This window comes from Nonomuraea cavernae (assembly GCF_040655715.1).
GTDB lineage: Bacteria > Actinomycetota > Actinomycetes > Streptosporangiales > Streptosporangiaceae > Nonomuraea > Nonomuraea cavernae_A.
Map to the genome: position 1 here is coordinate 271,109 of NZ_JBFAKL010000002.1, position 26,494 is coordinate 297,602.

At 70.5% G+C, this 26,494-nt stretch carries 26 protein-coding genes; 13 read left to right on the forward strand and 13 right to left on the reverse strand.

The features are described 5' to 3' along the window. Window positions 1–29 precede the first annotated feature (29 nt). Window positions 30–3,476 (forward strand): ATP-binding protein, encoded by a 3,447-nt coding sequence (locus tag AB0I38_RS04155; protein ID WP_358461561.1) that lies wholly within the window; start codon window positions 30–32, stop codon window positions 3,474–3,476. Here the strand turns inward: AB0I38_RS04155 and AB0I38_RS04160 are convergent. The 3 genes from AB0I38_RS04160 to AB0I38_RS04170 all read right to left on the reverse strand — a co-directional run bounded on the left by AB0I38_RS04160 (window position 3,460) and on the right by AB0I38_RS04170 (window position 5,958). Further along, the gene (locus AB0I38_RS04160) at window positions 3,460–4,131 is read right to left on the reverse strand and encodes a Crp/Fnr family transcriptional regulator (RefSeq protein WP_358461564.1); all 672 of its coding nucleotides are present in this window, start codon (window positions 4,129–4,131) and stop codon (window positions 3,460–3,462) included. The two genes, AB0I38_RS04155 and AB0I38_RS04160, sit on opposite strands and share 17 nt — an antisense overlap. A gap of 125 nt (window positions 4,132–4,256) precedes the next feature. Beyond that, on the reverse strand, window positions 4,257–5,402 hold the full coding sequence (locus tag AB0I38_RS04165; protein ID WP_358461567.1) for a serine hydrolase domain-containing protein: 1,146 nt from the start codon (window positions 5,400–5,402) through the stop codon (window positions 4,257–4,259). A gap of 61 nt (window positions 5,403–5,463) precedes the next feature. Beyond that, window positions 5,464–5,958 carry an FBP domain-containing protein gene (locus AB0I38_RS04170; RefSeq protein WP_358461569.1) on the reverse strand — a complete coding sequence of 165 codons (495 nt, stop codon included), beginning with the start codon at window positions 5,956–5,958 and terminating at the stop codon, window positions 5,464–5,466. Between the two features lie 71 nt (window positions 5,959–6,029). Here AB0I38_RS04170 and AB0I38_RS04175 point away from each other — a divergent pair, with 71 nt between their 5' ends. The 6 genes from AB0I38_RS04175 (at window position 6,030) to AB0I38_RS04200 (ending at window position 12,897) form a co-directional block, all read left to right on the forward strand. After that, complete coding sequence (locus AB0I38_RS04175; RefSeq protein ID WP_358461572.1) at window positions 6,030–6,620, forward strand: TetR/AcrR family transcriptional regulator; 591 nt, start codon at window positions 6,030–6,032, stop codon at window positions 6,618–6,620. Window positions 6,621–6,665: 45 nt separating this feature from the next. Continuing rightward, window positions 6,666–7,169, forward strand: coding sequence for a nuclear transport factor 2 family protein (locus AB0I38_RS04180; RefSeq protein ID WP_358461575.1), 504 nt, complete (start codon window positions 6,666–6,668; stop codon window positions 7,167–7,169). Window positions 7,170–7,244: 75 nt separating this feature from the next. Continuing rightward, a complete protein-coding gene (locus tag AB0I38_RS04185; protein ID WP_358461578.1) occupies window positions 7,245–8,423 on the forward strand; it encodes a hypothetical protein in 1,179 nt (392 codons plus the stop codon). Continuing rightward, complete coding sequence (locus AB0I38_RS04190) at window positions 8,423–9,199, forward strand: SDR family oxidoreductase (RefSeq protein WP_358461581.1); 777 nt, start codon at window positions 8,423–8,425, stop codon at window positions 9,197–9,199. The genes AB0I38_RS04185 and AB0I38_RS04190 overlap by 1 nt, the downstream gene beginning before the upstream one ends. 19 nt (window positions 9,200–9,218) lie before the next feature. Further along, the gene (locus tag AB0I38_RS04195; protein ID WP_358461584.1) at window positions 9,219–10,355 is read left to right on the forward strand and encodes a sulfotransferase family protein; all 1,137 of its coding nucleotides are present in this window, start codon (window positions 9,219–9,221) and stop codon (window positions 10,353–10,355) included. A 202-nt stretch (window positions 10,356–10,557) separates the two neighbouring features. Beyond that, a complete protein-coding gene (locus AB0I38_RS04200; RefSeq protein ID WP_358461587.1) occupies window positions 10,558–12,897 on the forward strand; it encodes a hypothetical protein in 2,340 nt (779 codons plus the stop codon). Window positions 12,898–12,900: 3 nt separating this feature from the next. Here AB0I38_RS04200 and AB0I38_RS04205 read toward each other — a convergent pair whose 3' ends face one another. Together AB0I38_RS04205 and AB0I38_RS04210 are read right to left on the reverse strand one after the other, a co-directional pair. Next, the gene (locus AB0I38_RS04205) at window positions 12,901–13,488 is read right to left on the reverse strand and encodes a ChbG/HpnK family deacetylase (RefSeq protein WP_358461590.1); all 588 of its coding nucleotides are present in this window, start codon (window positions 13,486–13,488) and stop codon (window positions 12,901–12,903) included. Window positions 13,489–13,581: 93 nt separating this feature from the next. Then, entirely contained in the window at window positions 13,582–14,271 is a 690-nt protein-coding gene (locus tag AB0I38_RS04210) for an MBL fold metallo-hydrolase (protein WP_358461593.1), read from the reverse strand. Window positions 14,272–14,402: 131 nt separating this feature from the next. On the opposite strand from AB0I38_RS04210, the gene AB0I38_RS04215 reads away from it, so the two are divergent. The 4 genes from AB0I38_RS04215 to AB0I38_RS04230 all read left to right on the forward strand — a co-directional run bounded on the left by AB0I38_RS04215 (window position 14,403) and on the right by AB0I38_RS04230 (window position 18,144). Beyond that, a complete protein-coding gene (locus tag AB0I38_RS04215) occupies window positions 14,403–15,365 on the forward strand; it encodes a LysR family transcriptional regulator (protein ID WP_358461596.1) in 963 nt (320 codons plus the stop codon). Between the two features lie 64 nt (window positions 15,366–15,429). Further along, window positions 15,430–16,533 (forward strand): epoxide hydrolase family protein, encoded by a 1,104-nt coding sequence (locus AB0I38_RS04220; RefSeq protein ID WP_358461599.1) that lies wholly within the window; start codon window positions 15,430–15,432, stop codon window positions 16,531–16,533. A gap of 211 nt (window positions 16,534–16,744) precedes the next feature. After that, complete coding sequence (locus AB0I38_RS04225) at window positions 16,745–17,308, forward strand: dihydrofolate reductase family protein (RefSeq protein WP_358461602.1); 564 nt, start codon at window positions 16,745–16,747, stop codon at window positions 17,306–17,308. 263 nt (window positions 17,309–17,571) lie between these two features. Beyond that, entirely contained in the window at window positions 17,572–18,144 is a 573-nt protein-coding gene (locus AB0I38_RS04230) for a hypothetical protein (RefSeq protein ID WP_358462290.1), read from the forward strand. A gap of 165 nt (window positions 18,145–18,309) precedes the next feature. Here the strand turns inward: AB0I38_RS04230 and AB0I38_RS04235 are convergent, their stop codons facing one another. Beyond that, window positions 18,310–18,771, reverse strand: a complete 462-nt coding sequence (locus tag AB0I38_RS04235; protein ID WP_358461605.1) for a hypothetical protein — start codon at window positions 18,769–18,771, stop codon at window positions 18,310–18,312. Then, the gene (locus AB0I38_RS04240; RefSeq protein WP_358461608.1) at window positions 18,768–19,202 is read right to left on the reverse strand and encodes a MarR family winged helix-turn-helix transcriptional regulator; all 435 of its coding nucleotides are present in this window, start codon (window positions 19,200–19,202) and stop codon (window positions 18,768–18,770) included. Before AB0I38_RS04240 ends, AB0I38_RS04235 begins: the two co-directional genes overlap by 4 nt. A 296-nt stretch (window positions 19,203–19,498) precedes the next feature. On the opposite strand from AB0I38_RS04240, the gene AB0I38_RS04245 reads away from it, so the two are divergent. Both AB0I38_RS04245 and AB0I38_RS04250 read left to right on the forward strand, forming a co-directional pair. Then, entirely contained in the window at window positions 19,499–20,080 is a 582-nt protein-coding gene (locus AB0I38_RS04245) for an RNA polymerase sigma factor (protein WP_358461611.1), read from the forward strand. 55 nt (window positions 20,081–20,135) lie between these two features. Then, on the forward strand, window positions 20,136–21,023 hold the full coding sequence (locus AB0I38_RS04250; protein WP_358461614.1) for a hypothetical protein: 888 nt from the start codon (window positions 20,136–20,138) through the stop codon (window positions 21,021–21,023). Window positions 21,024–21,288: 265 nt separating this feature from the next. On the opposite strand, the gene AB0I38_RS04255 is transcribed toward AB0I38_RS04250, so the two are convergent. The 6 genes from AB0I38_RS04255 to AB0I38_RS04280 form a co-directional block, all read right to left on the reverse strand. Further along, the gene (locus AB0I38_RS04255; RefSeq protein WP_358461617.1) at window positions 21,289–21,930 is read right to left on the reverse strand and encodes a hypothetical protein; all 642 of its coding nucleotides are present in this window, start codon (window positions 21,928–21,930) and stop codon (window positions 21,289–21,291) included. Between the two features lie 249 nt (window positions 21,931–22,179). Continuing rightward, window positions 22,180–22,581 (reverse strand): hypothetical protein, encoded by a 402-nt coding sequence (locus AB0I38_RS04260; RefSeq protein ID WP_358461620.1) that lies wholly within the window; start codon window positions 22,579–22,581, stop codon window positions 22,180–22,182. A gap of 2 nt (window positions 22,582–22,583) precedes the next feature. Continuing rightward, window positions 22,584–23,105, reverse strand: coding sequence for a hypothetical protein (locus tag AB0I38_RS04265; RefSeq protein WP_358461623.1), 522 nt, complete (start codon window positions 23,103–23,105; stop codon window positions 22,584–22,586). A 38-nt stretch (window positions 23,106–23,143) separates the two neighbouring features. Then, window positions 23,144–23,728, reverse strand: a complete 585-nt coding sequence (locus AB0I38_RS04270; protein WP_358461626.1) for a MauE/DoxX family redox-associated membrane protein — start codon at window positions 23,726–23,728, stop codon at window positions 23,144–23,146. Continuing rightward, window positions 23,721–24,164 (reverse strand): hypothetical protein, encoded by a 444-nt coding sequence (locus tag AB0I38_RS04275; RefSeq protein ID WP_358461629.1) that lies wholly within the window; start codon window positions 24,162–24,164, stop codon window positions 23,721–23,723. The genes AB0I38_RS04270 and AB0I38_RS04275 overlap by 8 nt, the downstream gene beginning before the upstream one ends. 295 nt (window positions 24,165–24,459) lie before the next feature. Beyond that, window positions 24,460–26,493, reverse strand: coding sequence for a geranylgeranyl reductase family protein (locus tag AB0I38_RS04280; protein ID WP_358461632.1), 2,034 nt, complete (start codon window positions 26,491–26,493; stop codon window positions 24,460–24,462). Window position 26,494: the final 1 nt, after the last annotated feature.

Consider the following 26,494-nt stretch of genomic DNA (forward strand, 5'->3'; position numbering starts at 1 on the left):
CACGAGATCGTGCCGACGGGGGACGCCGGATGAACGAGTTGCGCGTACGTGTGCTCGAGATGAGCTCGATCAGCAAGGGAGACGGCCACGCCGTCCCCATCAGGTCCGCCAAGGCGCGGGCGCTGCTGTGCTACCTGATGATCGAAGGCAGGCCGTACACCAGGTCGGCCCTGGCCGGTCTGCTGTGGGGCGAGCGAGCCGAGACCAACGCCCGCGGAAGCCTGCGGCTCGCCCTGATGGAACTGCGCCGCACCGTGGGCGACCACCTGACCATCGCCCCCACCCAGGTCGCCTTCGACCGCACCCTGCCGTACACCCTCGACTGGGAGGACCTCGTCACGGACGGCTCGGTCCCGGACGACTACCGGGGCGGCTTCCTCGACGACCTGGCGCTCCCCGACGCCCCCCGGTTCGACGACTGGGCGGCCGAACGCCGCCGGCAGGCCGGTCGGGCGGCGACGCTGACGCTGCGCGAGCGGGCACGCACCGCGCACCGGCAACGCGACCACGAGGGCGCGGCGCGGCTGGCACGCCGCCTGCTCGAGTTCGACCCGCTCGACGAGAGCGCCCACCGCATGGTCATCGAGACCCTGGCCGCGCTGGGCGACCGCGCCGGCGCGCTCACCCACTACGAGACGTGCCGCCGCGTGCTGGACCAGGAACTCGGCATCCCCCCGGACGCGAGCACCGAAGCGCTGCGGCGGCGGATCCTGGCCGCACCGGGACGGGCCGTGTCCGACAACAGTGCGACAGAAAACGGTGCGACAGGAAAGGGCGCGGCAGACCCTGGCGTGGCGAGTGCCGGCGTGGCGAGTGCCGGCGTGGTGCGCCGGCTGCCCTGCCCGCTGACCGGACTGGTCGGCCGGGACGAAGAGGTCGAACAGGTGACGGCGCGGCTACGCGACCACCACGTCCGCCTGCTGACGCTGACCGGCCCCGGAGGCGTCGGCAAGACCAGACTCGCCATCGCCACCGGCGAGCGCTTCGACGGCGACGTGCTGTTCGTCTCCTTCGCCGGAGTACGCCCACCCGACGGCGACAACCATGCCGGCGCGGCCGAGGAGCGCGGGACCGAGGCCGACGCCGTGGTGCTGACCCTGGCCAAGGCGGCCGGCGTCGACCTGACGCCACCGAAACCGGCACGCGACCTGCTGCTCGCCGCCGTACGCGACCGGCGCACCCTGCTCATCCTGGACAACGTCGAACACCTGCCCACCATGACGGGCCTCGCCGAGGCGATCCTGTCGGCGGCGCCCGGCGTACGGATCCTGGCCACCTCGCGGCGTAGGCTGGGCAGCTGCGCCGAACACGTACACGAGGTGCCCGCCCTGCCGGACGCCCAGGCCCGAGCCCTGTTCGCCGAACTGGCCCGCAGGCTCGATCCCGGCTTCGACGCCGACCCTCGCGCGCTGGCCCGGATCTGCTCGGCCGTCGGCGGACTGCCCCTGGCGATCGAACTGGCCGCCTCACTGACACGCGCGCTGACCTGCGAGGAGATCGCCGACCGGCTGGCGCCGACCGGCGACCCGGGCGGGCGGGCCACGCCCGTGGTCCTGCTGGAGCATCCGGCCCCCGCGACAAGCAGGCACGCCAGCATGAGACAGGTCTTCGACGCCTCCTGGCGGCTCCTCACCGCACCCGAACAGCGAGCCCTGGCCTGCGTGTCGGTCTTCGCCGGCGGGTTCACGCTCGCGGCCGCGCTAAAGGTCGCCGCCACCAGCGCCGTGGTCCTCGCCAGGCTCGCCGACCACTCCCTCGTCCGCCGCGACCGCGACGGCCGCTACCGCGTGCACGAACTCGTCCGCCAGTGCGCGGTCGCCCGGCTCACCGACGACACCCCGCGAGCCCGGCACGCCGCCTGGTACGCGCGCTTCCTCAGCGAACGGGCGCCCAGGCTGCGCGACCACGCCGACACGGCCGTCCTCGACGAACTCGACCCCGACATGGACAACCTCCGGCTCGCGTGGCGTCACATCGGCCCCGGCCGGGCCGTGTTCGCGGAGCACTACTGGACGCTCTGCCTGCGCGGGCACTACTACACCGAGGCCCTGTCGATCACCGCCGACATGATCGCGAGCAGGCCGGCCGCGGACACGGACGAGCAGCGGGCGGAGCTGGCACGCTGGCACCGGCTGGCCGGGATCGCGCACTTCCAGTTCGAGCGGGGCGGCGAGAGCCTGGCGGCCCTGACCGGCGCGCTCGCCGTGGCCGACCGGCCGCTGCCCACCACCCGGCTCGGCATCCTCGCGACCCTGGCCACGACGGTGCTCCGTCAGGCGGCCCACCGCCTGACACCGCTCACCGGAGCGGCCAGGAACGCCCCGCGACGCGCCCTGGCCGCCGAAGCCGCCCACACGCTGTCGATGCTCGGCGAACTCGGCTACCACCGGCAGGACCACACCGCCCTGCTGCTCGCCGTCCTGCGTCACCTGCACGCGGCGGAACGGTCGGGCGGCATCGCCGAACGCGCGGAGGCGTACGCGAACGTCGCGGTCGTGGCCGCCCTCGCCGGGCTCCGGAAGGTGTCACGCCACTACGGCCGCCTGGCCGACGAGGCCGTCGCCACGGTGCCCGACCCGATCACCGTCTCCCGCGCCCGCCTGGCCAGAGGGCTGCTCCTCGCCACGGAGGGCCGGTTCGGCACGGCACGGCAGACCCTGACGGCGGCCCGCCGCCACCCCGCCGACCGGCGCCTCGCCGAACACTGCCACGGGCTGCTCGCCGAACTGGAGGTCCAGCGCGGTCGCTACGCGGACGCCGCCCCGCTGCTGGCGACGGTGGCCGGGATCTCCGTGGCGCGCATGGGCGACGAACTGTCCGGCTACTGGTGCCTGACCGGCCAGGCCGAGGCCCTGCTACGGCTGGCCGACCGCGAACCCGCCGAGGTCGCCCGGGTGCTGAAGGCCGCACGCGCGGCGACGGCGGCGCTCCCCCGGCTCGACGAGACCCACTTCGCCCACGCCGGCGGCAAGATCCAGACGATCCAGCGGCTGCGGCTCGGCACGCTCCAGGCCCAGCTCTGCCTGCTGGACGGTGACGTGGCCACCGCGCGGCGGGCCGTGATCGACGCGCTGCGCGCCGCGGACCGGCCGGACATGCCGCTGCGGGGAACCCTGGAGGCGTGGGCGGGGCTGGCGGAGGTGCTGCGGGCGCTGCGGATGACCGACCCCGCCATCCCCCGGCTGCTGCGCCACATGGGCGAGCTGGCCAGGCGGACCCCGTCGGCCGCCGCCCGGATGGGCTGGGCGGCGGCACTGCTGCTCGACCTCACCGGCCGGACGCCGGCGGCCCGGCGCACCGCCACCCGGGCGCTGGCCGCCGCCCGCGGGCTCGGCATCGCCTTCGACGAGGCCCGGTCGTACGAGGCACTGGGCGAGACCGAACACGCCGCGCGGCTGCACGCCGACCTGGGCACCGCTCCCCTCACCTCGTCCCCGCACGCGCCCGCTCCCGTGCCCCTCACCCGGCGGCGCTGAACTCCACCGGGAAGGAGAGCCCTCCGGCGCGGCGCCGCAGGGCGGCCAGATCCCGGATGACGATCTCCCGGCGGCCGGTCTCGATCCACCCCCGGTCACGCAACGTACGCAACGCCCGCGCGGTGGCGATCCTGGACGACCCGGTCCAGCCGGCGAGCTCCTGCTGGGACAGCGGAAGGCTGATCCGCAGCCCCGCCGGGCAGTCGTCGCCGAACCGGTCCGCCAGCTCGACCAGCCGCTTGGTCACCCGGCCGAGCGTGTCGAGCGAACCGAACTCGACCAGCTTGTCCTCGGCCTCCCGCAGCTGCCTGCCGAGCAACCGCAACAGCGCTACCACCACGGCGGGGCTGTCGCGCAGCAGCCCGTCGAACGCCGAGGACGGCAGCGACAGCCCGGTCACCGGCTCAAGCGCGGTCGCCGACATGGCCCGCTCCCCCTCACCCAGCACCGACAACCCGCCGAGCACCTCCCCCGGACCGAGCACCCACAGCACCGTCTCGCTGCCCGCCTCGGTCGAGCAGGTGACCTTCACCCGGCCCGCCCTGATCAGCAGCATCCAGTCCGAACGGTCTCCCTCCCGGAACAGAACCGCCCCCGCCGGCCAGCGACGCACCCGCCCCCGCAGGTCCGCCAGCCCCTCTTCCCACCGTTCCACGGCCACCTCCATCACGTTGGGCCGAGTATGGCGACCGTGCCGTCAGTGCGTTGTTTGCGTGGTGTTAGTGCTCTTTCTGTGCTGCTCAGGGAGGTACCACTGGCCAGCGCCTTTACAATGTAGATTCATATCTTCAGTGACTTCCGCACCGCCGCGACGAGCCGGTCGGCGCGCCCGTCGCCGTGGCCGATCATGCGGTTGGCGACATAGCCGAAGCCCACGCCGAACTCGTCGTCGCCGAAGCCGAACTGCCCGCCCGCGCCGTCGTTGCCGAAGCCGCGCGGGCCGAGCATGGACCGGAACCGGGGCGCGTGCAGCAGGAAGCCGCTCCCCCACCGGGCGCCCACGTCCGGCAGGCCCGACCAGGAGGCCCCGGCCGACACCTCGCGCACCAGGTCGGTGACGGTGTCGTGGGTGAGCAGGCGGTCCGAGCCGTCCACCCCGGTCGCGGCCGCGGCGTACAGGCCGGCCAGGCCGCTCGCGGACGAGACCGCGCCCGCCCCGGGAAGCTCCGCCCGGAGCAGCGCGGGATCGTTCCAGCCGTGGGGCTCGTCCAGGCCGGGGAAGGCGAGCGCGCCGTTCATCGTCACCATGCGCGTGATCAGCGATTCGGGGCCGGGCATCGCGGGGCGGCCCTCGGCCTCGACGAGCCTGGCCAGCCGCGCGTCCTCGTCCCGCGGCAGGCCGATCCAGGTGCGCAGCCCCAGCGCGTCACCGACGGCCTGGCGGAAGAACCCGCCGGGAGTGAGTCCGGTGATCCGGCGGATCACCTCGCCGATGAGGAAGCCGAAGACATGGCCGTGGTACTCGTAGGCGTCCCCCGGCTTCCACAGCGGCTCCTGCTCCTCGATCGCGCGAACCACCGGCGCCCACCGGGTGATCTCCGCGAAGCTCAGCACGCGGTCGAGGACGGGCAGCCCGGCGCGGTGCCCGAGCACCATGCGCGGCGTGATCGCCCCCTTGCGGTGCCGGGCGAACTCCGGCCAGTAGCGGCTCACCGGGGCGTCGAGATCCAGCCGACCCTGCTGCGCGAGGAGGTGGGCGCAGACGCTGACGACGCCCTTGGCGCAGGAGAAGACCGGCACGACCGTGTCCTCCGCCCACGGGCGGCCGTCGCGCGGGTCGGCGATCCCGCCCCACAGGTCGACGACCTTGCGTCCGCCGGCGTACACGGTGACGGCCGCGCCGAGCTCACCGTGGTCGGTGAAGTTCCGGGAGAACGCGTCAGCGACCGCCCCGAACCGCTCGTCGGCCCACCCACTGCTCTTCAAGGTGATCCTCTCTCTCCTGACGCGTGGTCAACGGATGCGATGTGTTCCCGGTCATGCCGGTTCAGGCCAGGACCTTGTCCAGGAAGGCCGACAGCTTGCTCCTGGTGCGATCGATCTGCTCCTCGACCGTCAGGGACTCCTCAAGCCGCCCGCCCAGGTCGGGGATCTTCCTGCCGCGCACGTACAGGGAGCAGTCGAGGTCGCTGCACACGTACACGCCGACGGAGTTGCCGTCCCGGCCGGCCTGACCCGCTCGCCGGGCGGCCAAGAGGGAGACGCCGTTGCCGGGGTGTGTGGTCAGGCACAGGGAGCACATGCCACGGTGGAGGTGCCCGCGTTGCTGGGCGGCCAGGCGGAGCGCCACGCCGACGACATCGCCGCCGTGCTCGGTGACGAGGTAGCCGCGGTCGGGCGCGCCGGGGTCGCGCCAGCCCAGGAAGTCAAGGTCGTCCCAGGGCTGCTCGGCCAGGCCCCGCGGCAGCGTCAGCCGCTTGGCCTCCCCCTTGGAGCAGTTGACGAACGATGCGCGGATCTGCTGTTCAGTGACTGCTTGCATGGCGCGGAACGCTACAGTTCCTAGATATATTAGGCAAACACTTATTTAGCCTAGGAAAACAGAGGTGGCGGATGGCCCGTGCGGGGCTGACAGCCGAGCGCGTGACGAGGGCGGCCGCGGATCTCGCGGACGCCGTCGGCTTCGAGAACATCACCGTGTCCGCGCTGGCGCGGAGCTTCGGGGTCAAGGACGCGAGCCTTTACTCGCACGTCAGGAACCTTCGGGAGCTGCGCGAACGGGTCGCGCTGCTGGCCGCGGAAGAGCTGGCCGACCGCATCGCCGCGGCGGTCGCGGGCCGGGCCGGCAAGGACGCCATGGTCGCGTTCGCCAACGCCTACCGCGACTACGCGCTGGCCCACCCCGGCCGCTACACCGCGACCCAGGCGGTGCAGCCGAGCCCCGCCGTCCTCGCGGGATCCACCGTCCACGTCCGCACCGTCGAGCTCACCCACGCGATGCTCCGCGCGTACGACCTGGTCGAGCCGGACCTGACCGATGCGGGCCGCCTGCTGCGCAGCGCCTTCCACGGCTACGTCACCCTGGAGGCCAACGGCGGGTTCAGGCATCCGCGCGACGTGCGGAGATCCTGGGAACGATCCCTCGACGGCCTGCACATCGCGCTGGCCAACTGGCCCGCGAAGGATCCACGCCCCCTGCACTAGAACACGTTCTTGTCAGCGGCGCGGCAGGGGCGCATGCTGGGGCGCATGGACCTGATCGCGCTGGAGGAGATCCGCCTGGCGAAGGCGCGCTACCTGCGCTCCGTCGACCTGAAGCTCTGGGACGAGCTCGCCGACACGCTCACCGAGGACGCGGTGGCCGACTACGACGCCCCGGTCGTCGGCCACCCGCTGCACCTGGACGGCCGCGCGGACATCGTCGGCTACCTGCGCCGCGAGCTCGGCCCCGAGATGATCACCACGCACGTCGTCAGCCATCCCGAGATCGAGGTCGACGGCGACCACGCCACCGGCACGTGGTGCCTGGACGACACCGTGATCGCCATGGCGTACCGGCTGCTGATCCGGGGGTCGGCCTACTACAGCGACACCTACCGCCGCTGCTCCGACGGGCGGTGGCGGATCGCCGCCACCAGCCACCGCCGCACGTACGAGTACACCGTCTCCCTCGACGATCTGCCCAGCCTGAAGTTCACCGCGAACCGCTGGTCTGATCCCGCCGCGGGCCGATCGCCCATTGACCCCTCCTAGAACGGGTTCTACTCTCACCTGGAAGGAAGCCGACCGCTCCGGTACCCGGGTGTACCGCGACCACGAGGGAGTCCGGTGGCCACGCAGTCATTCGCCGAGGCGATCGCCGAAGCCGAGCGGATCATCCGGTCGGCGCCCCACGTGCGGACCGACCAGGACCTGGCCGAGGGGCTGGACTACCTGGCCGGCAGCATCAAGGCGACGCTGCACATGGTCTGGGCCTACGACCGGGACTTCCCCTACTTCGCCACCTCCACCGGGCCCTACACCAAGCTCGGGCTGGACAACCCGGACACCCTCTACTTCCACGCCTACCTGCGCGACGACGCCGAATACGTGGTCACGGGCCGCCGGGGCAGCACGGCCGACCTGAGCTTCCAGGTGCTCAACGGCGACTACTCGCCGTCACGCTCGCCCGACAGCCTCACCGCGTTCGACGACCGCGACATCGAGATCGCCGCGGACGGATCGTACGAGCTGCGGTTCGGCCCCGCCGGAGCCGGGACGGGCCCGAACCGGTTCACGCTGGGGCCGGGCGCGGCGATGCTGATCGCGCGCGAGGTCTTCAGCGACTGGGACACCGAGCGGCCCGGCGAGATCCGCGTCCACCGGGCCGGCGCGCTCGGCACCGCTCCCCCGCCGCCCACGGCCGAGCGGATGGCCAGGAGGTACGAGATCGCGGGCCGGATGCTGGTCTCCCGGCTGCGCACGTTCCTCGCCTTCCCGGAGCGGCACTACCTCACGCTGCCGGTCAACACGATGACCGAGCCGCGGCCCACCCCGGGCGGGCTCGCCACCCAGTACTCGTCGGTCGGCCACTACGACCTCGACGACGACCAGGTCATGGTGATCACCGTGCCGGTCGCCGGCCGCGCCGTCGCGCCGTACCAGGGCTTCCAGCTCGGCAGCATGTGGTACGTCTCGCTGGACTACATCAACCACCAGACGAGCCTCACGGCCGGCCAGGCGCGGGCCGACCCTGACGGGATGATCCGCTACGTCGTCAGCGAGCGCGATCCCGGCCTGGCCAACTGGATCGAGCGCACCGGGCACCGCCGCGGCTACCTGCAGTTCCGCTGGCAGCGGCTGGCCCGCGAGCTCAAGCCGGACGACGGCCCCGAGGTGGAGGTGATCCCGTTCGGCGAGTTGCCGGAGCGGCTCCCCCATTACGAACGGCAACGGGTGACCCCGAGCGAGTGGGCGAGCCGGATCGCCGCGCGCCAGACCGCCGTCGCGAAGAGGATGCTGGGCTGATGTCTCTGGCGAACCGGGTCGTCGTCATCTCCGGTGCCGGGCCGGGGCTGGGCCGCGGGCTGGCGCTTCAGTGCGCCAAAGCCGGCGCCGACGTGGTGCTGGCCGCGCGGAACGAGGCGCGGCTGGCCGAGGTGGCCAAGGAGGTGGCGGAGCTGGGCCGCCGCGCGGTCGCGGTGCGGACCGACATCACCGACGAGGCGTCGTGCCGGGAGCTGGCCGAGACGGCGCTGGAGTCGTACGGCCGGGTGGACGGCCTGGTCAACAACGCCTTCGCGATGCCGCCGCTGACGGACCTGACCACCGTGGACCTCGACGTGGTGCGCGCCGCCTTCGAGACCAACCTGCTGGCCGCGCTGCGGCTCACCCAGCTCTTCGCCCCCGCCCTGGCCGAGCGCGGCGGCTCCGTCGTGATGATCAACTCGGCGGTGCTGCGGCACTCCAGGCGGACGTTCGGCGTGTACAAGATCGCCAAAGCCGCGCTGCTCGCTCTGTCGCAGAGCCTGGCGACCGAGCTCGGACCGCAGGGCATCCGGGTCAACTCGATCGCGCCGGGCTACATCTGGGCGGACAACCTGAAGCGGTACTTCCATTACCTCGGGCGCGAGCGCGGCGTCCCGGCCCAGCAGGTGTACGACGAGATCGCCGCCACGCTGGACCTGCGCCGGCTGCCCGAGCCCGACGAGGTCGCGGACACGGTGGTGTTCCTGCTGTCCCCGCTCGCGCGGGCGGTCACCGGCCAGTGCCTCGACGTCAACTGCGGCGAATGGCACCACTGACCCCGGAGGGACGGCGACGATGACCACGGACACGGGTGTCGGCACGGCCGCGGACCTGCTCGCCTCGGCCACCACCTACACAGGGCTGGACGACTTCGGCGAGGACCCGTACCTCGACGGGCTCGAAGCGCTGCTGGAGTCCTACGCCCGCGACGAGGCGCTCACGCCGCTGGGCGTCAAGGTGACGCGCGCGACGCTGCGCGGGGCGCTGACCTCGCGGCTGCTGTCGGAGGCGGCCTGGCGGGAGCACCCCGAGCACGCGGAGGTGCCGGTCGAGCGGCCGATCTTCGTCACCGGGCTGCCGCGCACCGGCACGACCGCCCTGCACCGGCTGCTCACCGCCGACCCGGCGAACCAAGGGCTGGAGGTGTGGCTGACCGAGGTGCCGCAGCCGCGCCCGCCTCAGGAGACCTGGCCGGCGAACCCGGCCTTCCAGCGGATCCAGGCCGCCTACGAACGGCACCACGTGCGCAACCCCGAGTTCATGGGCGTGCACTACATGTCCGCCGGGCAGGTCGAGGAGTGCTGGCGGCTGCTGCGCCAGTCCATGCGGTCGGTCTCCTTCGAGTGCCTGGCCCACCTGCCGTCCTACTCCGCCTGGCTGGACGGCCAGGACTGGACCGCGGCCTACCGCAGGCACCGGCGCAACCTGCGGCTCATCGGGCTGCGCGAGCCCGGCCGGCGCTGGGTGCTGAAGAACCCGAGCCACCTGTTCGCCCTGGACGCGCTGATGGAGGTCTATCCGGACGCGCTGGTCGTCCAGACGCACCGCTCACCGCGGACGGCGATGGCGTCGATGTGCAGCCTCGCCGCCCACGCGACCGAGGGCTGGTCGGAGGTGTTCACCGGCGCGCTGATCGGGCGGGACCAGGTGGAGCTGTGGAGCCGGGGCCTCGACCGGTTCCGGGCCGAGCGGGCCCGGCACGACCCGGCCCGGTTCTGCGACGTCGACTACGACGCGTTCGTCCGCGACCCGCTGGGCACCGTCGAAACGGTCTACGCCCGGTTCGGGCTGCCGCTCGGCGACGCGGCCCGCGCGGCCATGGCCCGGCTGCACGAGGAGAGCCGCTCCGGCGGGGGCCGTCCGGCCCACCGGTACGACCTGGCCGACTTCGGGCTGACCGGCGAGGAGATCGACGAGCGCTTCGCCGCGTGAAATCCGCGAAACCGGTGCGACTTGGAACGATACGAGCTCTGGTCCACATTCGGCGGCGAAATGTACATTAAGGCAGCCTTCACCACAAAGCCGAGCTGAAGAGTCGAGGCGCTCTTCGGTTCCACGGGGATGCGCGACGACGCCCGCCCACTCGCCCGTCACCGGTGCCGGGTCGCGTCGCCGTGCCAAGAGAGGAAAAGTGATGGGAAAGACGGGGAAGAAGGGCTTACCCCAGGCCGTCGTCGCGCTCGCGGCGCTGATCGGCACCCTGTTCGTGACGGGGCAGCCCGCCTGGGCCGGTGAGTACGACCGCGAACCCGAGGTGACCTGCACCTCCGAGCAACATCCGCAGTTCGCCGACCAGATGGCCGACTTCATCCGCATCGCGGTCAACGTGGGGACCGTCGTCAGGCTGGAAGGACTCCGCGAGCCGGGCGTCGCCTTCTACGACCACGTCACCGGCACCGAGTGCTACAGCACGACGGAGCAGTTCTTCGAGACCGGCAGCCTGGTCAAGGCGTCCATCCTGGGCGCCCTGCTCCACCGGCCGCAGGACCTCAGCGCGGCCGAGCGGCCGCTGGTCGAGAAGATGATCCTCGAGTCGGACAACGACACCTCCCTGCGCCTGTGGCGGGAGTCGCTCGGCTGCGGCAAGGACGACAGCGGCACCGTACGGCCGTGCGACCTCTTCAGGGCGTTCCTCGAGGCGGCGGACATGGAGAACACCTATCCCGACGACGAGGGCGCCTTCGGCGACACCCACACCACGGCCCGGGACCAGGTCAGGCTGTTCCGGCTGTTCAGCGCGCCCAACCAGGTCATCAACGAGACCCGGCGCGGCTACGCCCTCGACCTCCTGCGCCGCGCCGAACCCCGTTACGGCGTGCCGTCCTTCGCCCCGCCAGGCACCACGCACGCGCTCAAGGTCGGCTTCAGCAAACTCGGCGGCAGCAACCACGAGTGGCGCACGAACGTCGCCGGGTACGTCTCCGGCGGCAACCAGGGCTACGACTACGTCACGGCCTTCCTCAGCGACCGCAACGAGGAGGTCGAGATCCCCGGCCCCTACGACTGGCCCTTCAACGGCATCAAGCGCCTCAACAAGGTGGCCGAGCAGGTCAACTGCGGAATCCGCGAGCTGAATGGCGACAACACCTGCTGGGACTTCGAGAACGAGGACTGCTTCATCTCCTCGCCGGACATGGAGTGCCGCACCGACCACCCGCTGCGCTCCCACCGCAGCCAGCACTGGGTACGGGTGGACATCGGCGCCAAGCTCGGCTCGACCGTGCACTGGAAGCTCGTGGACGCCGCGAACGGCATCGTCGTCGACGAGGGCGACGCCGTCGGCGGGCCGAACTGCGTCTGCGACAAGACCGTCTACGGCCTGTACGGCAGCTACATCCTGAAGCTCAACACGAGCGTGGCCAACGGCGGTGACAGGGGCGCCATCTTCAACCACACGGGCGGCCCCCAGGATCCCGATCCCGACCAGCCGCCTGTCGTCTCCGCCGGACCGGACCGCACGGGCGCCGAGGGCCAGGCCATCGAGCTGACCGGGCTCGCCAACGACGACAAGGGCACGCCCGCGGTCCACTGGAGCGTCGAGCCCGGCCCGGACGTCGACGCCGGGGCCTCCTGCTCCTTCTCCGCCCCGACGGCCACCCGCACCACGGTGACCTGCGATGACGACGGGACGTTCACCCTCAAACTGTCGGCGTACGACGGCGTCAACGCGGCGGTCGGCGACGAGGCACGGCTGGAGCTGACGAACGTGGCGCCCGCCACGGAAACGCCGAGGGCCGCGCGAGCCGCGTCGGCGGTTACTCCCCAGCCCTGGCAGGTGTTCCGCGCCGGTGCCACCGTGTCGCTGAGCGTGCCCTTCACCGACCCGGGCGGCAACGACACCCACACCTGCCTGACCGACTGGGACGACGGCACGACGTCCACGCACGCGGCCGACGGGCTGACCTGCCAGGACAGCCACGTCTACACGCGACCGGGAATGTTCACCATCAAGACCGAGGTCACCGACGACGACACCGGCTCCGGCGGGCACGAGGTCATGGTGATCGTCTACGATCCGGACGCGGGCTTCGGCACTCAGGGCGGCTGGCTGACCTCGCCCGCCGGCTCGGTCACCGCCGACCCGCCGGCGACCGGTAAGGGGCACTTCCAGGCGAACGTGAAGTATCTCCCCCACGACCAGGGGCCCGAGCCGGGCAACGGCAAGGTCTCCTTCCGGGTCACTCCGGCCGGGTTCGATCTCGACTCGACCAGCCTCGAATGGCTGGTGGTCACGCCCGACGACCGGATCGCGGTCAAGGGCACGGGCAGCGTCGACGGCCGGCCGGGCTACGGGTTCGTCCAGTACTCCTACGACGCCGACCCCGACCGGGTGCGGCTGGTGGTCTGGCCGCTGACGGCGGGGGCCTATCCGACGGACACGCTGACGTACGACAACGTCAGGGGCGCCGGGTTCGACCTCGACGTGGCCCGGCCACAGGAGATCGCGCACGGCTCGGTCGTGGCGCACAACTGATGCCTAGTGGGGCCTGGCCGAAGTGCCACCGGTCCAGGCCCGTTGGATCAGCCGGTAGTCGATGACGATGATCTCCTGGTCGCGGAGGAGTTCGCGGGCGGCCGCCGAGGTGAGGAACTCGTAGTCGGTCCGGCGCACGAGCCACCCACTGTCGATCGCGTGCGTCTCCTGGGTGCCCAGGCTGGGATGCACCGCCCACTCGCTGAGCCCGGCCGGGAGATCGCGCAACAGACGGGAGTACGTGAGCGCCTTGTCCTGGACAGCGAGGGAGAAGCTGTCCAGGAAGGGGTTGTCGACGACCGGCAGGCCCTGATCGCGCATCCTCTGCCGTCCCGGTTGGAGCCAGACCCGCACGGCGTGGCCCCGGTCGTCGAGCAGTCGCAGGGCGTGGTGCGCGGCGGGACAGGGGGTCATCAGGCTGCACGAGGCGGCGATCCCCTGCTCGATGGAGTCGATCACCGCGACGTTGACGGCCTCGTGCATGCCCAGGTCGTCGCAGTTGACGATGAGCACCCGGGCCTCCGGTGGAAAGCCCAGCAGCTCGCCTGAGGAAACCGGGGGCGTGGCGGGCTCTGCGTCATGGCTGTTCATGTCGTAAGAGTGGCCGGTCCGAATTCGCTCCCGCATGCGAATATCCGGCCTTTCGCCATTCCCGAGGTCGTGGTGAGAGCCGGCGACGGCCGGTCAGGCGGGGATGGCGGCCGCCGCTTTCTGGAGCGCGGTGCGCGCGCCCGTGATGGGGTCGCCGTGGCCAACGCAGGCGACCTCGGCGTCGAGGTCCGCGAGCCGGCGGAACGAGCGGAGCGTCTCGTCGCGGTCGATGTTGAACACCCCTGGCATGACCTGGCCGTTGACGTGCGCCACGGTGTCGCCGGTGAACAGGACCCCCTCGTCCGGCAGGTGGAGGGCGATGCTGCCGGCGGTGTGCCCGGGGGTGGCGATCACGCGGGCTCCACCGCCGAAACCGATCAGGTCGCCGTCCTCCAGTTCGCGGTCGACGCGGCACGGCGGGACAGGGGGCAGCAGGTGGGCACCGAGACCGCGGTGCAGTTCCCGCTCCTCGTCGGTGAAGTTCGGTGGCGGCGCGGGCGTCTCGCCCCGGATCACCGGCGCCTCCAGCCGATGAGCCATCACCGTCACATCCCCCCACGTCGCGACCGCCGCCGCGCCGCCGCTGTGGTCCTCGTGGTAGTGGGTGAGCACGACCTGCCGTACGGCGTCCGTGCGCAGGCCGAGCCGGCCGATCGCCTCGGCGATCTCGTCACCGGAGGTGGCGATGCCCGTGTCCACCAGCGTGAGCGCGCCCGCGTCGTTCCACAGGTAGGCCTGCCCGAACTCCAGCCGCAGCAGGTGCAGCCCTCGCCGGATCTCCACGATCTCCAATGCACAGCCCTCTCTTCCGAACGATGACGTCAGGCGACCAGATAACCCGCTCATCGAGGTCGCCGTCCAACAATGATCGACGCCGCATTGACAACCGATCGTTGTCGCTCCAGGCTCCCGGCATGGATGCGGACATCCCAGGCATGCGTGCCTTCGTCGTGACCGCCGAGGAACTGCACTTCGGCAGGGCAGGAGCGCGGCTGTTCGTCACCCAGCAGGCGCTGTCGAGACGCATCCGCAGGTTGGAGGAGGCGCTGGGCACGCCGCTGTTCGAGCGGACCACCCGGTCCGTCGAGCTGACAGCGGCGGGGCGGGACTTCCTGCCCATGGCGGTGGAGGCGGTCGCCGCGTTCGACCGGGCGGTCGAGGCGGTCCGCGTGGCGGACGCCCCGGTCCGGGTGGATGTCTACGACGAGCGGTTCACACCGCTGCGCATGGTCCGCGAGGCCAGCGAGCGCGATCCGCGGTTGCGGGTGGAGCTGAGCATGCGGCAGGGGCTGGCGGTCGCGCTGCCGGCCCTGCGCCGGCGGGAGATCGACGCGGCCTTCGGGCGGGCGCACGACCTGCCCGGGCCGTGGCCGGAGGAGCTGACGTACCGGCTGATCCATCTGGAGCCGCTGGCCGCGTTCGTACCGGAGGATCACGCGCTCGCGGGGAGGAACGAGCTGCGGCCCGCCGACCTGCGAGCAGGCGGCATCGCGATGCCCGACCCGGCGGGCGCCGCGGAGTGGCACGGCTACTTGAGACGCCTCGCCGACCGGTTCGGCGTCCCGTTGCGCTTCACCGCGCCCGCGATCGGCCAGCGGCATCTGGTGGAGCAGTTCCTGCGCGAGAAGAACGCCGTGGGCCTGGGCGAGATGAGCATCGACGCGGCCGGGAGCGGGCTGCGCAGGATCCCGATCGTCGAACCGACACCCCTCATGCCGTGGTCGGTGGTCTGGCACCGGCGCAACCCGCGCCCGCTGCTGCGAACGTTGCTCGGCCAGCTGCGACCCGTGTCCCCGCCCGATCCGGCCGACCGGCGGCACTGGATTCCCGAGATCGACCTGGCCGCGGTTTCACCGGGTGAAGCCGGCCTTCGATAGCGGAAAGAAGTCTTCCGCATCGGCTCGTACCGTGGCGGTGTCCAACGATCCGAGGAGTCTCCCGATGAGTATCGAGCCGTTCACCATCGCCGTCCCCCAATCCGCCGTCGACGACCTGACCGACCGGCTGGCGAAGACCCGCTGGCCCGATGAACCGCCCGGTGCCGGGTGGAGCCGCGGCGTACCTCTGGAGTTCTTGAGGGAGCTGGCCGCGTACTGGGCGTCAGGCTACGACTGGCGTGCCGCCGAGGCGCGGCTCAACGAGTTCGCGCAGTTCACCACCGAGATCGACGGACAGCGGATCCACTTCCTGCATGTCCGCTCCGACAATCCCGACGCCCTCCCACTGATGATCACGCACGGCTACCCGAGCGCGTTCGCCGAGTTCACCACGCTGATCGGGCACCTGCGGCAGGATTTCCACGTGGTGGCGCCGTCGCTGCCCGGCTTCGGCTTCTCCACCCCGGTGCACAAGCCCGGCTGGGAGATGAGCCGCACCGCGCGGGCCTGGGCCGAGCTGATGCGCCGCCTCGGCTACGACCGCTACGGCGTCCATGGCGGTGACATCGGCGCGGGGGTCTCGGGCGCGGTCGCCGGCATCGACGGCGAGCACGTCGCCGGGGTGCACGTGGTGACCGACCCGCTCACGGCGGCGCACACGGCCACCTTCCTGCCCGGCATGGCCGACCGGCTGGACCCGGCGGATCCGGCGGACAAGCCGGCTCTGGACCGGATGGCGGAGTTCCGGCGCGAAGGCAGCGGCTACCTGGCGATCCAGAACAGCCGGCCGCAGACCATCGGATATCTGCTCAACGACTCGCCGGCCGGGCAGCTCGGCTGGATCGTCGAGAAGTTCGAGGAGTGGACCGACCTGCCGTACGACCGGGACCAGCTGCTCACGATCGTGAGCCTCTACTGGTTCACCGGCTCCGGCGTCTCCGCCGCCCGCTACCTGTACGAGCAGGCCCACTCGTCCGAGTGGGGGGCGCCGCCCGCGGTGCCGCAAGGATTCTCGGTGTTCGGCGCCGACGCCACGGTCCGGAAGCTGCTCGACCCGCCCGCCGACGCCCACTGGGTGGAGCACCGGCGGGGCGGACACTTCCCGGCCATGGAGGCGCCGCAGGTGCTGGCCGCGGATCTGCGTACCTTCTTCGGGCAGGTGAAGTAACGCCCGATGGTGTCGGAACTCTCGGATCATCAGCGGCTTGATGTCGGATTTCCGCGACAGAGGGGGCGCTGGTCGGACCGGAACGCGGGAGATGGCGCAGAGTGTCGCGGTTGTCATCGACCGCGGCGCGCCGTCGCCGCAAAAACGATCACCTACGAACATCCGCCCGTGTGAACCGATGAGTTCGATCAGCTCGACTAGTCTGACCGGCATGCGCAAACTCATCGTCCAAGAGCTCGTCACGGTCGACGGTTACGCGGCCGGACCAGATGGAGAGCTTGACTTCTTCGAGTCCGTCACCGACTACAGCCAGGTCGACCAGGACAACCTGCAGATCATGGAGAACGTGGACACCGTCCTGCTGGGTGCCGCGACGTACCGGATGTTCGTCGAGTACTGGCCCACCGCCGACGAGACGGTCGCCACGTCGGTGAACACCATGCCCAAGCTGGTCTTCTCCAGCACCCTCGACAAGGCGCCGTGGGGAGACTGGGAACCGGCGCGGGTGGTGCGCGGCGACGCGGCCGAGAAGGTCGCCGAGCTCAAGCGCGAGCCGGGCGGGGACATCATGCTCTGGGGCAGTCTGTCGCTCGCCCGTTCGCTGATCCGGGCGGGTCTGCTGGACGAGCTCCAGCTCCGCGTGATCCCGGTCGCCGTCGGTGCCGGTCAGAGACTCTTCCCCGGCGATCTGGGCCGCCTCGACCTGGAGCTCATCGAGGCCAAGCCGTACAGCTCAGGGATCACCTCGATGCGTTACCGCCCAAGGCGCGCCTGAACCACCCCGCCGGTGCGGCTCCGATGGCGGACGACGGGGGACCTGCAACGGAACCGCTGAAGCCCGTCGCCCCGAAATCCACCGACGGCACGCCCGGATCTTGATTGAACGCAGCCCGACGCACTTCCGGCACGTAACCGCAAGCGCGCCACATACCGACAGGGCACTCGTCGTACATAATGGGGTGCCTTGCGGCGATCAAGGAGCGGCGATGCAGCTCACGCGACGATTAAGCACTGTTTTCGGTTGCGGCAGTCCTGACCGTGGGGCTGGGACCTCCGGCGGAGGCGACGGACGATGCCCTGGTCGTCCGGGACATCACCACCGGCAAGGTGCGTGCCGTGCCCGGAGTCAAATGGTCGACTACGAACCGATTCATGATAGAAATCTCGCCTGCCGGGCGTTTCATCATCCTCGATCGCGGCAGTGCGCAGCCGTACCGAATCCTGGATTCGGTGTCTGGTGAAGTGCACACGCTGCCTGCCGGGCAGATCCCGGTGAGTTTCAGCCCGGACAACAAGTATCTGCTCACCCGCGGGCAGGAGGTCGCCACGGTCTATTCGACCGAGACCTGGCGGATGGTACGGGTCAGACAGGGCACTCTGGGCGGCGCGCTCCATATGGACGGAACGACGGTCGCCTATATTGATCGCAGCGGCCACAAGACCCACTCCATCCGGTTCCTCAATCTGGCCACGGGCGGATCGGCCGGATCCCCGATAGAGATCCCCGGCGAGTCCGGCAGCGCCCGCGTCTATCCCCGTCGGCGGCACATCCGCCACACCATCCCTGAACCACGCGATCAACGCGCCAACCGCCGTGCCTGCGTTCGATGATCGCCGACGCCTCCTTCACCGTTATCACGGCGCCTCCGCACGCTGAACGGCCCTCCCGACGTCGCTGCCAGGCGAGGTGGGAGGGCCGTTACCGATCCTGCGGGCCAGCTTCAGCCCCCCAAGGTCGACCAGACCGGCAGACAGGGGCGAGAGTTGAGCCCCGTCTCACCCGCCGGCTTGCTGCCAGGGGAACGGAGCGAGGTCCGGCTCGACCCAGCCGGTCCTGGCCGGGTCGCTTGCCAGCGTCGAGGACCGATAGAAGCGGGCGAGCAGCTTCTTGTCGAGCAACGCGGGGTTCTGGTCGGCGAACGCGTCGAAGTCGGCGGTTTCCAACTGCCCGGCGTGGTGGCCCACCAGTTCGATCCAGGCCCGGCTGACGGTGGCGTTGTACTTCTGCGGTGCGCCCGCGTAGCGGGCGGTGCGCTGGATGCCGTCGCTGACCAGGTCGACCGCCGCAGTGGTGCCGTAGCGCCGGACGGCCAGCCAAGTCAGCTGGACGTGCTGGCGGTGCCCGAACCGCTCGGCGGTCGCCATCACCTCCCCCATCAACTCGGCGAACGGCGAGGACTCCTCGTCCGTGCCGTTCGCGCCGTGGCCGGAGTGCGGGCCGTGGTCGTGTGTGGTCATGACCCCTCCTTGACCAGCGCGTCCAGAACGGCGTAGAAGCCGGCGACCGCTTCGGCGGGCAGGCTCTCCAGCGCGCGGTTCTCGATGTCGGTCAGGGTCTGGGTGATGACGGCGGCCGCCGCGCGCCCGGAGTCGGTCAGTTCGATGAGCACCGAGCGGCGGTCGCCGGCGCGCGTGCCGCGAGTGATGTGACCGCGGCGTTCCAGCCGGTCCAGCACGCTGGTCAGCGTCGTGGGGCGGGCCCCGACCGCGGCCCCCAGCTGGGAGACGGTGCGGCCATGACCGTCGGCGAGGTTAGCCAGTGCGTTGATCTCGGAGGCGGTCAGGTCGAGGTCGACGAGTTCAGTGGCGATCAGGTGCAAGGTGGCGTGGGTAGCGCGCTGCAAGGCCAGCAGCGCCGACCGGCCCGGTGATACGGATTCGGACTTCACGTTTTCGGATATTACGATATCGGGATACTTTGCCGCAAGACGCCACCATCGTCACGGTGCCGCTCAGCACCCCGAATGGAGACCGTGAAGTCCAATCGAGGCCAAGCCGTACAGCTCGGGGATCACCTCGATGCGTTACCGCCCAAGGCGCGCCTGAACCACCCGTCCGGTGCGGTTCCGATGACGGACGAGGGGTGCTTGGGAGGTCGCGGGGGGCGGCGTGACTTCAACGTGAACCTTTGGTGCTACGTCGGGCTAGTAGTTGGTGTAAGCAGCTGCGGGCGAGAAGGACACCTATGGGCCCACCTGACGTGATTCGCGATGAGAGGGACGATGCGACGTTGATCGCGCAGTCCCTCGACGATCCCCAATATTTCGGTGCACTGTTCAGCAGGCACGCCCCGTCGTTGCACCGCTACGCCGCCCGTCGCCTCGGCAGTGATCTTGCTGACGACATCGTGGCGGAAACTTTCCACCTGGCCTTCTGGAAACGGGAGGGCTACGACCTGGCCCGGTGCGATGCGTTGCCATGGCTGTGGCGTATAGCCACCAACCTGATACGCCGCCACTACCGCTCGGAGGTGCGTCTGTACCGTGCGTTGGTTCGCACCGGTGTGGACCCGGTACTGGAAAGCCATGCCGACATGGTCGCCGAGCGGGTATCCACCGCTGCGGGAACCTCACATCTGGCGGCCGCGCTGGCCGGCTTACGCAAGGGAGATCGTGACGTCCTGCTGCTGACCGCCTGGGGCGAGCTCAGCTATCAGCAGGTCGCGGACGTCCTGGACATTCCCGTGGGCACGGTGCGCTCACGGTTGAACCGCGCCCGCACCAAGGTTCGAAAGGTACTGGGAGGAGTCGCAGATGGACGAGAGTGAGCCGCTGCAGAAGATGAGATCGCAGATCCCCTTGCGGGATCCCGACGAGCTGGCCATGGCCATCGGCTGGCAGCCGGGAGAGCCGCACAAGACGCGGCGATCTCGTCGAGCGTGGCGGGGGTTTCTCCCGTCGTCCAGCACCGTGCCCGTGGTGCCGGCGCGGCGGCTGATCATCGGCGCGGTGGTGACGGCGGGTCTGGTGACGGTCGCTGTGGTCGGCCCGAGCCTGGTGCCGGATGGCGTGGGCAGTGCCACGTCCTATGCCGGCTCGGCCATCGATATCAGGCAGGAGGGCGGGCAGTGGGTCGCCCGGATCAAGGATCCGCTCGCCGATCACGAGAGATACACCGAGGCGTTCAGTGCCGTTGGGCTCAAGGTCGAGTTGCAGCCCAGGCCTGTCTCGCCAACCCTCGTGGGAGACCTGGTCCTGACGCAGGGCGAAGACGGCACCACACCGGCGGGAACGTTCGCGGGTGGCCGCGAACCCGTCAATTGCAAGATCGGCGAGGAGGGTTGCTACCTGGCGGTTCGGGTTCCTGTCGGGTTCAAGGGAGAGGTACGAGCTCAGCTGGGCAGGCCGGCGGAGCCTGGTGAGCGCTACCAGGCCGCAGCTTCCGCCACCGACAAGGGCGAGGTCCTGGAGGGCGTGGAGCTGGACGATCGTACGGTGGCCGAGGTGCTTGAAGAGGTACGCAAGCGTGACGTGCAGGTCGTCTATCAGATGGTGAAGTCCGATCCCGACCCTTCGACAGTCAACTGGATCGACGGGAAGAAGGGCGGCTTCCACCTGTCGTACGAACCCATCGCCTCGGACGCCGTCGGCTCGGACTGGCTTGTGTGGGCGGCAGAGCCGCAAAGCGACGGAGTGGTCAGGCTTGGAGTCACGCCACATCCGCTGGAGCCCGTCGCCCCCACATCCACCGACGGCACGCCCGGATCTTGATTGACCGCAGCCCAACGCGCCTTTCGGCACGTACCCGCAAGCGCGCCACATAGCTGAAGGTGCGTGATGAGGCACCGACGCGATCGTCATCCGTTTCTCCGCCAGGACTGCCGGCCTTGCCCGGGCCGGCAGGCGCGCACCACCGCCGGACTCGCTATCGCGGCCTGGCCAAGGTCCATCTCGCCCGGCCGGAACTCACCCTCGCCGCCTGATCACGAACAAGCCAGGTCAAGACCCTCACCTGCGAACAGGAGCGGGACCGCCGTCATAGCGCGCCTATGACGGCCGCGCCGGCGACGGCACCGAAACCGATCAACCCGAGGATGCACACCACCTGCACGGCCGGCCGGGAACGGGTGAGCAGTCGTTGCACCCACATGGGTTCACCGAACGCGTTGACCGGTCGCCAGGGCGGGAGGAGCGTGCAGGCGGCCAAGGACAAGGAGAAGCCCAGGCCGTAGGCCAGGCCGAGCCACCAGGGCGCGAGCTGGAGCAGTGCGAGGCCGATGGTGACCCAGGTCAGGGAGGACACCCTGATCGTGGTCACCGCCGTCCCGGTGTCGATGCCCCACATGAACGTGCCCAGGTACGGGCCGAACCTGTCCTCCAACGCCTTGGGCGTCTGCCTGCGAAGCGTCAGTTTGCAGACATCCCCGGCCCTGAGACTGACGATGTCGACGAGGAGCATGCCCACGACGAGAATCCCCGCCAGCGCGACCCGTACGCCTTCCGGCAACCAGCCGATCCCGAACGCGGCGCCGGCGAAGGTCACCAACCCGAAAACGAGCGAGGCGGACAGCACGAATCCGGCAGCCAGCGCGGCGAGAGGACGCGCTGCGCGGTGGCGACGGATCTTTGTGGCCCCCTGGACCAGGGGGTGCGGCAGCTCCATGGCTGGTCTGAACATGCCGACGAAGGAGAGGCCTCAAGGGCTGAACAGCTGGGCGAACCCGGCCACCGCCGCCAGCAGGACCGCCCCCAGGGCTATGGCGTCAGGGGGCACGGTGACGCGGCCCTGCCTGACGGCGGTCGCCCGGCCCGGCGGCCGTGAGCACTTCCACCCCGTTCATCCTCCCTTCACGGACCGGACCGAGCACGCCGAAGCGAAAGTTCACGACAAGCCGACGGCGTACTCGGGACGGGCCGGTCAGATCAGTCAGCAGGCGTTTTGGTCGATCATGACGGAGCAGGTGTACGAGGTGCCGTTCCAGCACGAGGTGCCGCCCTTCTGACACTCTCCGCACGTGATCGGCCGGACACCGGCGATGCAGCCCCATGACCGTTTCGTCCAGCCGGATGGGCAGCAGAAGCTGCAGTTGCTCGGGCAGCCGCGGCTGCAGTTGTTGTTCCTCGCCAGGTGGCAGCAGGCTTTGTGGTAGCCGTCCGCCGAGGCCTGGGAGGAGGTCGCGACGATGGTGGCGATGCCTCCCACCAAGGCGATCCCGCCTTTGGAGAGCATTCCGAGCAGGCCGCGACGACGGATCGACTCGAAGCCGACGGACTCGTCGTGGGCGTGCTCGGCGACTGGACCGGTAAGGGGCGGGGCAGTCATCTTCACGATCACTTCACCTCCAGCGAGGACGGCCCGCCGACCTCGATCGTTCGGTTGGCGCGCAGCGACTCGAGCAGCGCGTAGAGCTGTCGGGAGGACGGGACGGTGGTCGCCCTGGTGAACCGCCCCTCTTCGACCACGATGGCCACCGGGGTCGTGTTGATGCCGAGGGCGTCGCCGATGTGGCGCGTGGAGTCGATGATCGTGCGGGTGGGATCGAGGTCGTAGGACATGGTCAGCCCGGCGCTCTGGTCGGGGTCCTCGGCCTCGATCACCAGGACCACGTCGCGAGGGACGGCACCGTCGAGCGAGGCGACGATCGACCTGCACGTCGCGCATTTGTCCGAGAGCAGCAACACAAGAGCCTGGGCCGCCGCATCCAGTTCGGCGGGCAGCCCCACGCCGCTCGGGCGCTCTCCCGAACGTGTGAAGGCGACGGGGACGGGGCGGTCGATCAGCCCGCTGTACTCGCGGAGCTGCTCGATCGTCCGATACATCTCGACCTGGGAACCCAGCAGCAGAAAAACCAAGATCGCCAATATCACGACCGACGCCGACAGTGCGACCGTCATCCCGTCTCGACCCCCTCAGCTCTCATCACGATGGGCCTGCGGACTCCGGCCGCCTCGCCGATCGCCTTCCGATAACCAGCGGACCTCGACGCGAGCCTCACCAGGGCGTGGGCGCGCACTGCGACGATGCCCACCGTCACCGCGGCCAGATATTGAATGCCCTGAGAGGCCGGCCAAGCCGGAGCCAGCAGGTACAGCGCGGCGGCCACGCCCAGCCAGGCCGGTAGGAGACCGATCTGCCGACGACCGAGCATGCTGCCACCCGCGCCGAGGCATGAGCACGTGATGTTCCGGCCGGTACGGAGAGCGAGCAGTCCGGCGGCGGCGAACAACACTCCCAGCCCGGCGACCGATGCGACCGGCCAGGTCGCCGATGGGACCAGAACCAGGCCGGCGCCCGTGACGATCTCGGCAACGGGAACGACGACGGCGAGCAGGCTCCCCGCTCTTCCGGCGAAACCGAGTTGCGCGAGGGTGCCCATGAACTGCCCGCGTTCCCGGAGCTTTTCGAGCCCTGCCCAGAGCAGGATCCCGGACAGCGGAAACGTCAGCAGCAATGCCGCCATCTGCGCCTCAGCCATGGAAGCGTAAGGCGACCGCGGTCAAAGAATTGTCTGTCCGGTTGCGGATGCAGAAAGCATCCGTATGGGAGCCGTCCGCCGACTTCTCGCCCATTTGGATCGTCTGCGGGGTGATGTTCATGTTCGCACCCGCGACGCTCACGGAGCGTCCGCGCTGCGTGCCGAGCGAGCCGGAGACGGAGACCACCACCGGCGCCGCATGGTCGGGCACGCCGTGGAACTCGGCCTTCATCACCATGACAGGGTCGCCCGGCCGCAACTGCCAACCGGGAGGGAACCCGACCGGCGGGACCAGCACGGTGCCGCCCGCGTCGAGCGCCACCTCGACCAGCGCACCGTCTACTCGGGTCACCTGTCCGACCAGCGCGCCGGGGCCTGCTGATCCGAGGGCCGCGCTCTCGCCCACGGCGACCACACCGGCCGCACCGGCCGCCACCGCGGCTGACTTCTTAAGAATTCCTCGTCGCGTGAACCTGTGTGCCATTCGGCCTCCTTCGGCCATTGTGTAAGCAGTCCGCGAATGCGTGAATGCGCGCCGTCATTGACCCCCGACCGATGCTGAGCAAGATTTTTTAGGCGTCCGCCAGGATTATCACTGACCTGTGATGTGATGTCCAGAAATATCCCGACATTTCCCAACCACTGCCTCATTCGCCAACCGCCTCGCACGGCCCGCGGCCCCCGAGGAGCGTTCATCCAGTTCCGTCGATTTCCCAGCCTCGCGGCTTTCGCTACGCGCGTCGGGTCATCTCGGGTGCGGCTCCGATGGCGGGCGACAGCCCTGCGGGGATGCGGGCGAGCAGGTCCCGGACGAGGGACGCGGGGACGCGCGCGAGTGCCTGTTCTGCCGCGTGCGCGGCCACGAGCCGTTCCGTCTGGTCCGTCAGGAGGTCGTCTGAGATCCGCGGGAAGAACGGCGAAGCCCCCAGGTCGCTCTGGGCCCCCTTGACGAGTGAGTACGCGATCCCCAGATGGCGTCCGTACGCGGCCAAGGCCTCAGTGGTGGGCGCGTCGCACCCACCGAGCCGAGCCCCCAACCGGCACGGCAGTTCGAACGCCATGGCGGTCTTGTCCCGCAAAATCCGGTCGCGTTCCGCCGGGCCGCCCACTCCCCCGGCGGTCAGCTCGCGCCCCCGTCCCTGGCAGAGCGCGGCGAGCGCCTCGGCGAACTCGGCCGCGACCGCGCCACCACCCGCGGCGGCGAGTTCGTAGGCTCGGGCCAGGAAGAAATCGGCGGCCAGCACCGAGAAGCGGTTCCCCCACGCGGGCCGCCCGTCCTGTTCACCGGCCTGTCGCACGCTGTCGGCCGCGAGGCCGGCGAGGAGGCCCAGGTCCACGGCCGCCGCCATGACCTGCGCGAGGGAATGGGGATGACCGCCCACGTAGGTGGCCAGCAGGAGGAGAACGGCGGGCCGTACCCGGTGTGCGGACAGGCTCTCCCCGAGCCCGTTCAGTTTGACGAACATCGGCCAGTCGTCACGGACGGTGCCCGCGAGCAGTTCGGCCACCGCCAGGAGATCGCGGCGGAGCATCCGGTCGATGGCGGGGTCCGGCTTCGGCAGGGGGTCGAGCAGCACCTCCGCGTAGGCGCCTTCGGGGAACAGGGCAAGGCGCCGGCACAAGGAGAACAGCGGACGGTCGTCGTGGAAGGTGGCGCCGAGCACTCGCCAGGCCAGCAGGTAGCGGCGTACCGAATATCGGCCCGTCTCGAAGTGCCCGCCGTGCCTGAGCCCGAGCCGGCGCGCGTAAGCCTCGGGGCGGACGGGGCCGGCATGGTCCGCGCCGAGGGACTCGTCGATGTGCTCGGCCGCCAAAGCGCCCGACTCCAGCGCGAAGCCGATGCCCTCGCCGGTGAACGGGCTGATCAGGCCGGCCGCGTCCCCGACCAGGAGCAGGCCGGGGACGCCGCAGCGGCCGGGGGCGAAGTCGGTGCGCAGCGGTGCCGCCGTCATGGGGCGTTCGGCCAGGGCGCGGCGGAAGCGGGGATCGGTACGGCGCAGATCGGCGACGAACCGGTGGTAGAGGTCGCTCACGTTCTGGGTCTTCTCGGGCTCGAACAGGCCGACGCCCACATTCGCGCGGCCGGGGCCCAGCGGAAAGATCCACCCGTAGGACGGCAGCAGGTACCGCTCGGTCATGTCCTCCAGCGGCAGGTGGAACTCCAGCACGTCGGGCAGCTCTTCGAGGCCGATGAAGTAGCCGCGGGCGGCGACACCGGTCCATCGGCCGCCGTCTGGACCCAGCCCGGCCTGCCTGGCCAGGCGGGACGACGCTCCGTCGGCGGCGACCAGGACCGATGTCCGTAGCCGGACGGGCCTGCCGTCGCGGACCACCTCGATGCCCTCGACGCCGGCCGGCCCGCCGATCAGTCTGGTGGCGGTGGCGGTCCACAGGGTGGCCCCGGCTCGGACCGCGTGGGCGCACAGCCGGGCGTCGAGCTCCAGGCGGGGCACCACCATGCCGTACCCGACGCCGCCTTCGTAGCCGAACTCACGGGTGCCCTGGTGGCGCATGGTCACGCTGACCCCGCCGATCCGCCGGGCGTGGGACGTCTCCACCAGTTCGTTCAGTTCGTCCAGCATGCCCATCTCAGTGAGGAGGTGTACGGCCCGGCGGGTCAGCCCGTCGCCACAGCACTTGTCCCGTGGAAGGCGTCTGCGGTCGAGGAGGAGCACCTGCCGGCCTCGTTTCGCCAGGTGGTACGCGGTCGCGGACCCCGCGGGACCGGCGCCCACCACCACCGCGTCGAACGCGGGCCCGGCCATG

Coding starts and splice junctions, on each gene's coding strand:
- AB0I38_RS04155 (WP_358461561.1), top strand. CDS start 30: ATGAACGAGTTGCGCGTACGTGTGCTCGAGATGAGCTCGATCAGCAAG.
- AB0I38_RS04170 (WP_358461569.1), bottom strand. CDS start 5,958: ATGCAAGCAGTCACTGAACAGCAGATCCGCGCATCGTTCGTCAACTGC.
- AB0I38_RS04175 (WP_358461572.1), top strand. CDS start 6,030: ATGGCCCGTGCGGGGCTGACAGCCGAGCGCGTGACGAGGGCGGCCGCG.
- AB0I38_RS04180 (WP_358461575.1), top strand. CDS start 6,666: ATGGACCTGATCGCGCTGGAGGAGATCCGCCTGGCGAAGGCGCGCTAC.
- AB0I38_RS04190 (WP_358461581.1), top strand. CDS start 8,423: ATGTCTCTGGCGAACCGGGTCGTCGTCATCTCCGGTGCCGGGCCGGGG.
- AB0I38_RS04195 (WP_358461584.1), top strand. CDS start 9,219: ATGACCACGGACACGGGTGTCGGCACGGCCGCGGACCTGCTCGCCTCG.
- AB0I38_RS04200 (WP_358461587.1), top strand. CDS start 10,558: ATGGGAAAGACGGGGAAGAAGGGCTTACCCCAGGCCGTCGTCGCGCTC.
- AB0I38_RS04205 (WP_358461590.1), bottom strand. CDS start 13,488: ATGAACAGCCATGACGCAGAGCCCGCCACGCCCCCGGTTTCCTCAGGC.
- AB0I38_RS04215 (WP_358461596.1), top strand. CDS start 14,403: ATGGATGCGGACATCCCAGGCATGCGTGCCTTCGTCGTGACCGCCGAG.
- AB0I38_RS04220 (WP_358461599.1), top strand. CDS start 15,430: ATGAGTATCGAGCCGTTCACCATCGCCGTCCCCCAATCCGCCGTCGAC.
- AB0I38_RS04225 (WP_358461602.1), top strand. CDS start 16,745: ATGCGCAAACTCATCGTCCAAGAGCTCGTCACGGTCGACGGTTACGCG.
- AB0I38_RS04235 (WP_358461605.1), bottom strand. CDS start 18,771: ATGACCACACACGACCACGGCCCGCACTCCGGCCACGGCGCGAACGGC.
- AB0I38_RS04245 (WP_358461611.1), top strand. CDS start 19,499: ATGGGCCCACCTGACGTGATTCGCGATGAGAGGGACGATGCGACGTTG.
- AB0I38_RS04250 (WP_358461614.1), top strand. CDS start 20,136: ATGGCCATCGGCTGGCAGCCGGGAGAGCCGCACAAGACGCGGCGATCT.
- AB0I38_RS04255 (WP_358461617.1), bottom strand. CDS start 21,930: ATGTTCAGACCAGCCATGGAGCTGCCGCACCCCCTGGTCCAGGGGGCC.
- AB0I38_RS04270 (WP_358461626.1), bottom strand. CDS start 23,728: ATGGCTGAGGCGCAGATGGCGGCATTGCTGCTGACGTTTCCGCTGTCC.
- AB0I38_RS04280 (WP_358461632.1), bottom strand. CDS start 26,493: ATGGCCGGGCCCGCGTTCGACGCGGTGGTGGTGGGCGCCGGTCCCGCG.